Below are 8681 nucleotides of genomic sequence, written 5' to 3' on the forward strand. Positions count from 1 at the left end.
TCTTTACTTTAAAATAAGCTTATATAATCTTTAAATTTTAACCCTTTTTTATCTTTTTCGGAAAGAACCGGATTATTTATATTCCATTTTATATTTAAATCAGGGTCATTCCACAAAATACATCTTTCCGAATCTTTATTGTAAAAATTGGAACATTTGTATGAAAAAACTGTTTTGTCTTTCAGTGTTGCAAAGCCGTGAGCAAAACCAGAAGGAACCAACAACATGGTTTTGTTTTCTTCTGATAATTCAATAGAAAAATATTTTCCGTAGGTGTGAGATTTTTTTCTGATATCTACAACAACATCCATAACTTTCCCTTTTATAACGCGAATTAGCTTTGCTTGTTCATGAGGAGGAATTTGAAAATGCAAACCTCTGATAACATTTTTTTGCGATTTAGATTCATTATCCTGAACAAATTTGTATTTTATTCCGTTTTTATTGAAAACTTCTTCATTATACGATTCAAAGAAATAACCTCTGTCATCCTGAAAAACATCGGGCTCAATTATTAATAAATCTGATATAAAAGTTTTAATAATTTTCATCTGGATTTTAAACTTTTATTCCTAAAATTCTTTTCAAAAACGATACTTTTACCTTTTTATTTTTATCTTCATCATAATAGCCATAACCGTAACCATAGCCGTATCCGTAACCATAGCCATAACCATAGCCATAACCATAGCCATAATTTTTGTATCCCTTTCCGTAACCATATTCCGAAGTTAAAATTTCAACTCCGTTGAGTATTATAGCGAGTTTTGATATTTTATTTTCATTAACAAGTTTGTCAACATTTTCAATAAAAGCTTTATTTGAATAATTTGCTTTAAAAATATAAATAGGATAGTCTGCTCTCTGTATATTAATTATACCATCAGTTACAAGTCCTGCAGGAGGATTATCAATAATAATATAATCATATTTTGTTTTAAGATAAATTATAATTTCATCCATTTTTAAACTCAAAACTAATTCTGAGGGATTAGGAGGGGTTGGTCCTGCTGTAAGAATATCAAGGTATTCAACAGAGCTTGGACGGATGCAGTTTTCAATAGTGTCTTTTCCTATTAATACAGTACTTAGTCCCTTGTCATTATCAACGCCAAAACCAATATGAATTTTTGGTTTTCGCATATCGGAGTCAATAAGAATCACTTTTTTTTCAGAGAAAGCCATAATTCCTGCCAGATTAACTGCAACAAATGTTTTTCCTTCTCCGGATATGGTAGAAGTTATGGAAATAATTTTGGGGCCGGGCTCATTTGATATATACTGAAGATTTGTTCGTACTGCTCTTAATGATTCTGCAATTAAAGATTTAGGTCTTTTATCAACAATCATTTGCGTAATAGGTATTTCTCTTCTGTATTTAGGAATCATTCCAAGTACAGGAATATCGGTATATTTGGTAATATCTGATAATAAGCATATATAATTATATAATACATATCTTATAATAATAACAGCAAGGCAAAAAAACAATGCTGCCAAAATACAAGCCATTACAATATTTCTTTTATTGGGAGAAATCGGAACAGTAGGCGCCATTGCTATCTGTAATATTTCATTATTTGAAGTATATCCTGCCTTGGAAATTGAATACTCTGCTTTCTTTTGAACCAGCTGGTCATAATATCTTTCATTAATGGAATGCATTCTTTGTAAAACCGTATATTCAATAGGAAATATTCCGGTTCCGTTAGCAGTATCGGTGGGATTTACTTCTTTACTCAGTATTTTATAATATTCATATATCTTACCAAATAACTCTTTCTTTTTAACATCATTATTTTTTCTTATTGCTTTAATTGTTTCGTTGAGTAGTTTTTTCTGAACTTCAATTTGAAAATTTATTGATTCTACTTGTCCGCTTTTAAGAGTTACATCATATAAAATTTGTTCTTTTTTTATCAGTAATTGTTGAATATTATTCAGAATACCTGTTATCATACCTTGTTGTAAATCGCTTCCTGCTAAAATTGCAATTAACTTATATATATCAACATCTTTATTTTTAACTATATTATTTTCAATTTCACTTAAAATACCATTTTGATAATATATATTCACTATCTTGTTTTCTATGTCATCAATTTTTAAGGGAATATTTTTTGTTTCAAGAGTTTTAACATCATTAATAAAAGAATCTATAGTGCTTGTATCAATTTCTTTGCCAGTAAAGAAATTCTTATTATTTAGTGCTTCAATGATATTTCCTTTCTTAAATGCTCTCAATTGCGTTTCCGTTTCATTTAATTTGTTATAAACTTCTGTGAGTTGATTGTCAAGAAACTCAAGAATATTTTTAGCACTTTCCGCCTTTTTTTCAATATCATAAATTTTAAATTCCTGTGCAATAGTATTTACAATATCAGCTGCTTTGTTTGAGTTCCTGTCCTGAAAACTTATTTGTATTGTTTTTGCTGCGCCATTAAGAATATTTATTTTTAACCTTGAAGAATTTATTGCTACAATTCTTTGCGGGTCATTAACAATAAAATAATAATCATCACTCAAATTTTTACTTCTTTGTTCAATAATGGCAGAATAATTAATAACACTGATTTTAAAATCTATTTGAGGAAATGTCATCCAAACATTAACCAATCCGTGCTGATTATAAACTCTACCATTTAATTCATAATCAATTTTAAATCTTCTGTTATCAATAAAATTCAAAAATATTTGTTTGCCGAATAAAGAAGGTTCTTTAACTTTAACCTCCACGTTAAAAGGAGTGCTTGTGTATGCTTCAAAATCCAGAATAGTTCCTTTCAGATAATAACTTATGTTTAATGGCAGTTTAGAAAAAACTCTATTGAGAAATACAGGAGCTCTCAATAATTCAAGGTCTTTTTCGGTACTGCCACTCTGGTCATCATTGGCATTCAGAATATTTGCAGTATTTGTTGAATTTTGCTGAATAATGGAAACGGCTTCATAAACCGGATGTGTATATCTCAAGTATAAAAAAGCCATCACTCCTGCCATAACAAAAAAAGAAATTATCCAAAAAATACTCTTCTTGAAAATAAATATGAATAGTTTCGGGTCAAATTCGTCGTTTATATTTGATAATTTCTTTTTAAGCATTATTTAAACAGAATTAATTTTATTTCTTTGCGCCTAATGTATAATAAATTAACAATATTGTTGATATTAATGACATATAAGGAGAAATTGTGTTCATAAATTCTTCAGGAACTTTATCTCTCGGTTCTATGTATATAATATCATTTGCCTGAAGAACTATGTTTCCCTGGTCAATATTTTGCACTCTTGATAAATCTATCTGAAAAACCTGATTGCCTTCTTTTGTTCTTCTTATAATTTTAATTTTATGTGACTTTCCTTCACCGATTCCTCCTGACTGGGCAATCAACTCAAATAAAGTTGTTTTTGAATTATATAGCGGCACGACCGAAGAATTTGTACCGCCTCTGATAAGAATAATCCTGTTATTGCTGACATGAACTTGCACAAAGGGTTTATTAAAATAAACAGTAAATTTTTCTTCAAGCATTTTTTCGGTTTCTCTGGAAGTTAATCCGGCTATCTGTATTCTTCCTAAAACAGGAAATTTCACAGTGCCATCATACTCTACCTGTAATGTAAGTCCGCCACCGCTGCTAGCGTAACCATTTACGCCATTATCATTTCTGTTGAAATTTAAGGTATTTCCTCCGATTGTTCCATTTACCGGGTCAACCAATCTTTCGCCATCATTGGTGAACAATGCAAAAGAAATAATATCGTTGGGAGAAATTTTATAAAGCTGGTTTGAATCTGTTGGCAGAGGAGTATATTGATAATCAACTCCTGTTCTCAACATTTTGCTCGGATTAAATATCCTGCAGGAAGTTATACAAAAACTCAGTATTAATAAGTAAAACAAACTTTTTTTCATTTTTTATGTTGATTTATCTTATCCGCATTTTCTTTTAATAACGATAAATATAAGTTTTTCATATTATTTACCAAACATGTATAGTGATATTTTTTTCTAACAAAATCCGCTCCCGATTTTCCGAAGACAGCTCTAAGATTATCATCATCTAACAATTTCAGCATATTCTCCCCGAATTTTTCGGCATCTCCGTTTGGTGATATAAATGCTGTTTGATTGGGAATAACCACATTTTTAATCCCTCCAACATCAGTTGTAACTATGGGTTTATTTGCTGCCTGCGCTTCTATTAAGCTTACCGGAGTTCCTTCATTTAATGATGTTAAAGCAATAATATCCATTCCTGATATTGCATAGTCAATATTTTTAATCCATGAAGTAAAAGTAATTATTGCCTTTTCATTTTTGTAATTTCCTTCCAGATAACTTATTCCTAATTCTTTTGCTTTTAATTCTATATTTGTCTTCTCGGTGCCATCACCAATTATAAAAACCCTTATTTTTTTATCTGTGCGTTCCAGAATATATTTCAATGCTTCGATAAACATAATGTGGTTTTTAATAGGAACAATTCTGCCAATTATGCCTATTGCTATTTCGTCATAAGCTATATTATAATCTTTCCTGAAGGATTCTCTTTTAAAATCCATATTTTCCTGAAACTTGTCAAGGTCAAAGCCAAGAGGGATTACTTCAATTTTTTCGGGTTTACAGATTTTATATTTTTTTGCCAGTTCTTCTTTTTGTATTTCACTCAAAGCGATTATTCTGGTGCTTTTCTTTGCAAGCTGCCGTTCAATATTAACGTAAAATGAGGATTTAATGCTGCTGAAATATGCATCAAAAACATGTCCGTGAAAAGTATGAATAATAACGGGCACTTTCATATATGATGCGGCTCTGCGTCCGAGTGCTCCTGCTTTTGAAGCATGTGTATGAACAATATGAGGTCTGAATCTTTTTATTATATCTCTTATTTTTCTATATGCAATAATGTCGTAGTAAGGATTTATACTCCTTTTCATTTCAGGAATAGTAAAAGGAATTATCCCAAGACTTCTAACTATATATTCCGAATTTTCTTCGGTTTCATCATTATCACCTCCAATAAGCATTGTTTCAAATTCGGGCTCCAAATATTTTGTAAGATACGCTGCATTATAAGTCGGACCACCCAAATTAAAACGATTTAATATTCTTAATACTCTTGGCATGTATAAAATAAGTTTGTAGTTTACAGTTTAAGGTTTAAAGTTTTTGTTATTTGAGCTTACTATTCTTTAATTTATTTTGTTTTCGATTTTAAAGATTTTAAAACTTTGAAATTCGCATGTATATTTTTTTATTGTTAATCCTACTTATCATGTTCTGGAGTTCAATATGCATGACTTTAAACTTTAGACCTTAAACTTTAAACAAAATAAAGTTTAATTCATATATTTCTTCCACCAATACTGAAATACCAGTAATCCCCATATTTGTGCATGCACATCTCCCGGATTTGCTGAAAATAATTTATCCTTCATGCTTTTAACAATAGAAATATCAAAAATTCCCTGCTCTTTCACAAAATTGTCGTTTAGTAGGTTATCTTCGAGCATTGATTTAAGGTCGGTTCTTAACCACTTGAGCAAAGGCACTTCAAATCCATGTTTCTTTCTTGTATAAAGTTCTTCGGGCAAATATTTTCTGAATGTATCTTTCAAAATCTTTTTCTGATGTTTTTGAACAATTTTAAATTCTTCGGGCAATGAAAAGCAATAATTAACTACATTGTAATCTAAAAACGGAACTCTCACTTCCAAACTATTTGCCATCGACATCATATCTGTTTTTGTTAACATATCTCCTTTTAGCACCAAATCCATATCGGTATATAAAATAGAATTTAGTTTTACGTTATTTTTGTCAATATGTTTTAAAATTTCAGATTTTCTTTTAAAATATTCTTTTATATTTAATTCATTGCTTATTAATGCTTTTGCATTATTCTCCGAAGAAAAGCTACACCATAGCCAGTATCTTTCTTTTGCATTCAAGGCAACTCCACCGGCAAATCTGTTAATTTGCCTAATTTTATTGATAATTGCTGAATGTCTTGATTGGGGCAAAGCATTTGTGAATGGTTTTAAGAGTCCTATAATTTTTGAAGCAGATTTATTTTTTTGTATGAAATATTCTGCTCTGTGTTTATTGTATCCGGCAAACATTTCATCTCCACCATCACCTGAAAGGGCAACTGTAACGTGCTTTCTTACATGATGACTGAGAATATTCACCGCCAATGCCGAAGAATCGGCAAACGGTTCGTCAATATAATCAAGTGCACTATGCAAATGAGAAAATAAATCATCATTAGTAAGCGAAAATACAGTATGGTTGGTTTTAAATTTTTTGGAAACAAGCTTTGCATAATGAGTTTCATCAAAATACGGTTCATCTTTATAGCCAATGGAAAAAGTATTTATATTTTTTTTATATTGGGAAGCTATCGCTGTAATAATTGAAGAATCAATGCCTCCGCTTAAAAATACACCGAGCGGAACATCCGATATTAATCTCAACTCCACAGAATTATTCATTAATTCCTCAAGTTTATTTTGTGCTTCACTGTATGATATGCTTGTGTTTTCTGAAGGTTCAGGAATTTTATAATAATATTTTTGCAAAATTTCTGCATTTTCTGGCTTTTTAAGATTCTTGATTATTAAAAATGAACCTGAATCAAGCTTTTTAACATTTTTAAAAATTGAATGCGGATTTGGAATATAATTTAATTGCAAATATGTAAATAGCGAAGCATCATCAATATCCTTAGGAATACCATAAGAAAGCAAAGCTTTCATTTCCGATGCAAAAATAAATTTATCTTCATCGCGATAAATCAGTAGTGGTTTTATTCCCATCCTGTCCCTTGCAATAAACAAGGATTCTTCAACATTATCATAAATTGCAAAAGCAAAAAAACCGTTTATTTTTTCCAGACAAGAAACTCCTTCGTTAATATATAATTGCAATAAAACCTCGGTATCACTTTGTGAGCGGAATTTAAACCCTTTATCTGATAATTGTTTTCTATGTTCTTTAAAATTAAAAAATTCTCCATTAAGAATTATTGTATATCTCCCCGAATTATCCGTGAAAGGTTGTGATGCAATTTCAGAAGTATCAATTATTGCAAGTCGTGCATGGCCTACAGAAATATTATTATGCTTAAATACACCATTGCCATCGGGTCCTCTTTTAGATAATTCTTTTACCGATAATTCAACTTTATTAAAAAGCGATTTGCCTTTATCGGTAAATGCTACTATTCCTGTAATTCCGCACACTTATATTATAATTAAAAGATAATCTTATTATTGATAAAATATGAATATTTACTGCGAAGATAGGTAAATTTGAGTAAATTGTAAAATCATGAAGTAGTGAATTTGTGAAATAAGGAACATTGAATTTATCGTTCAATTTTAAATATAAATCATTTCTCGCAGAGGTGCAAAGTCGCAAAGATTTTAACAGTGAAGTAATCCAACAATATATCAATCCTAAACTATTATTTTTTCAACTCTAAGTACTTAAGGCACTTTTAGTACTTTTTAATTTTCTAAATATGTATCGCTTCTCCATAAGCAGCAGCAACGGCTTCCATCACTGCTTCCGACATTGTAGGATGAGGGTGAACTGCTCTGATAATATCGTGAGCGGTAAGTCCTTTGCGGCGTGCAACAACTGCTTCGGCAATAATCTCGGTTACGTTTGCTCCCACAAAATGAGCACCAAGCCATTTATCTGTTTTTGCATCAAATATCACTTTTATAAAGCCATCTCTGTTTCCTGCTGATGTAGCTTTTCCTGATGCAGTAAATGAAAATTTTCCGACCTTAATTTCATAACCTTTTTCTTTTGCTTGTTTTTCGGTCATTCCGACTGAAGCAACTTCGGGAGTTGTATAAGTACATCCCGGAATATTCCCATAATCAAGAGGTTCGGGATTTAAGCCGGCAATTTTCTCAACACATATTATTGCTTCCGCTGAAGCAACATGAGCTAAAGCAGGACCGTGAACAATATCACCTATTGCATAAATACTTTCAACGTTTGTTTTATAAAATTCGTCAACAGCAACTTTTCCTTTTTCGATTTTTATACCAACTTCTTCCAATCCTATTCCTTCAATATTTGCAGCAATTCCAACCGCCGAGAATACCACTTCTGCTTCAATGTTTTCAATTCCCTTTTTTGTTTTTACAACTACCTTACAAATGTCTCCTTCAATGTTTACCTGTTCTACCAACGATTCGAGCATTACTTTCATTCCTGCCTTTTTAAAGGAACGTTCGATTTGTTTTGATACATCTTCGTCTTCAATCGGTAAAACATTCGGTAAAAGCTCAATCAAAGTTACCTGTGTTCCCATTGAATTATAAAAATAAGCAAGTTCACTTCCTATCGCACCAGAACCAACAACGAGCATTGATTCAGGATTTTCCTGCAACGTAAGAGCTTCGCGATAACCAATTATTTTTTTCCCATCTTGTTTTAAGTTTGGTAATTCCCTTGTTCTTGCACCGGTTGCTAAAATTATTCTTTCGGCTGATATTTCTGTTTTATTTCCTGTTTCATCAAGAACTTCAACAATTTTAGCCGTTTTTATTTTTCCAAATCCTTTAATAATTTCGATATTATTTTTTTTAAACAAAAACTGAACTCCTTTACTCATAGTATCGGCAACATTTCTGCTTCGTGAAATTACAGCTTTGAA

At 31.0% G+C, this 8681-nt stretch carries 6 protein-coding genes; all 6 read right to left on the reverse strand.

The window, feature by feature from the left end; translation table 11 throughout:
* Window positions 1–8: 8 nt before the first annotated feature.
* A complete protein-coding gene (gene rfbC / locus WC223_05260) occupies window positions 9–551 on the reverse strand; it encodes a dTDP-4-dehydrorhamnose 3,5-epimerase (protein ID MFA6923644.1) in 543 nt (180 codons plus the stop codon).
* 7 nt (window positions 552–558) lie between these two features.
* Complete coding sequence (locus WC223_05265) at window positions 559–3102, reverse strand: polysaccharide biosynthesis tyrosine autokinase (protein MFA6923645.1); 2544 nt, start codon at window positions 3100–3102, stop codon at window positions 559–561.
* A gap of 19 nt (window positions 3103–3121) precedes the next feature.
* A complete protein-coding gene (locus tag WC223_05270) occupies window positions 3122–3841 on the reverse strand; it encodes a polysaccharide biosynthesis/export family protein (protein ID MFA6923646.1) in 720 nt (239 codons plus the stop codon).
* A gap of 71 nt (window positions 3842–3912) precedes the next feature.
* Window positions 3913–5130, reverse strand: coding sequence for a glycosyltransferase (locus WC223_05275; GenBank protein ID MFA6923647.1), 1218 nt, complete (start codon window positions 5128–5130; stop codon window positions 3913–3915).
* Window positions 5131–5343: 213 nt separating this feature from the next.
* Window positions 5344–7248, reverse strand: coding sequence for an asparagine synthase (glutamine-hydrolyzing) (gene asnB / locus WC223_05280; protein ID MFA6923648.1), 1905 nt, complete (start codon window positions 7246–7248; stop codon window positions 5344–5346).
* A 275-nt stretch (window positions 7249–7523) separates the two neighbouring features.
* Window positions 7524–8681: dihydrolipoyl dehydrogenase (lpdA, locus tag WC223_05285; protein MFA6923649.1), on the reverse strand; the 1158-nt coding region annotated here is incomplete at its 5' end.

The organism is Bacteroidales bacterium (assembly GCA_041671145.1).
Lineage (GTDB): Bacteria > Bacteroidota > Bacteroidia > Bacteroidales > JAHJDW01 > JAQUPB01.

Excerpts from the sequence above, each read along its gene's own strand:
- rfbC (MFA6923644.1), bottom strand. The coding sequence starts at position 551 with ATGAAAATTATTAAAACTTTTATATCAGATTTATTAATAATTGAGCCC.
- WC223_05265 (MFA6923645.1), bottom strand. The coding sequence starts at position 3,102 with ATGCTTAAAAAGAAATTATCAAATATAAACGACGAATTTGACCCGAAA.
- WC223_05270 (MFA6923646.1), bottom strand. The coding sequence starts at position 3,841 with ATGTTGAGAACAGGAGTTGATTATCAATATACTCCTCTGCCAACAGAT.
- WC223_05275 (MFA6923647.1), bottom strand. The coding sequence starts at position 5,130 with ATGCCAAGAGTATTAAGAATATTAAATCGTTTTAATTTGGGTGGTCCG.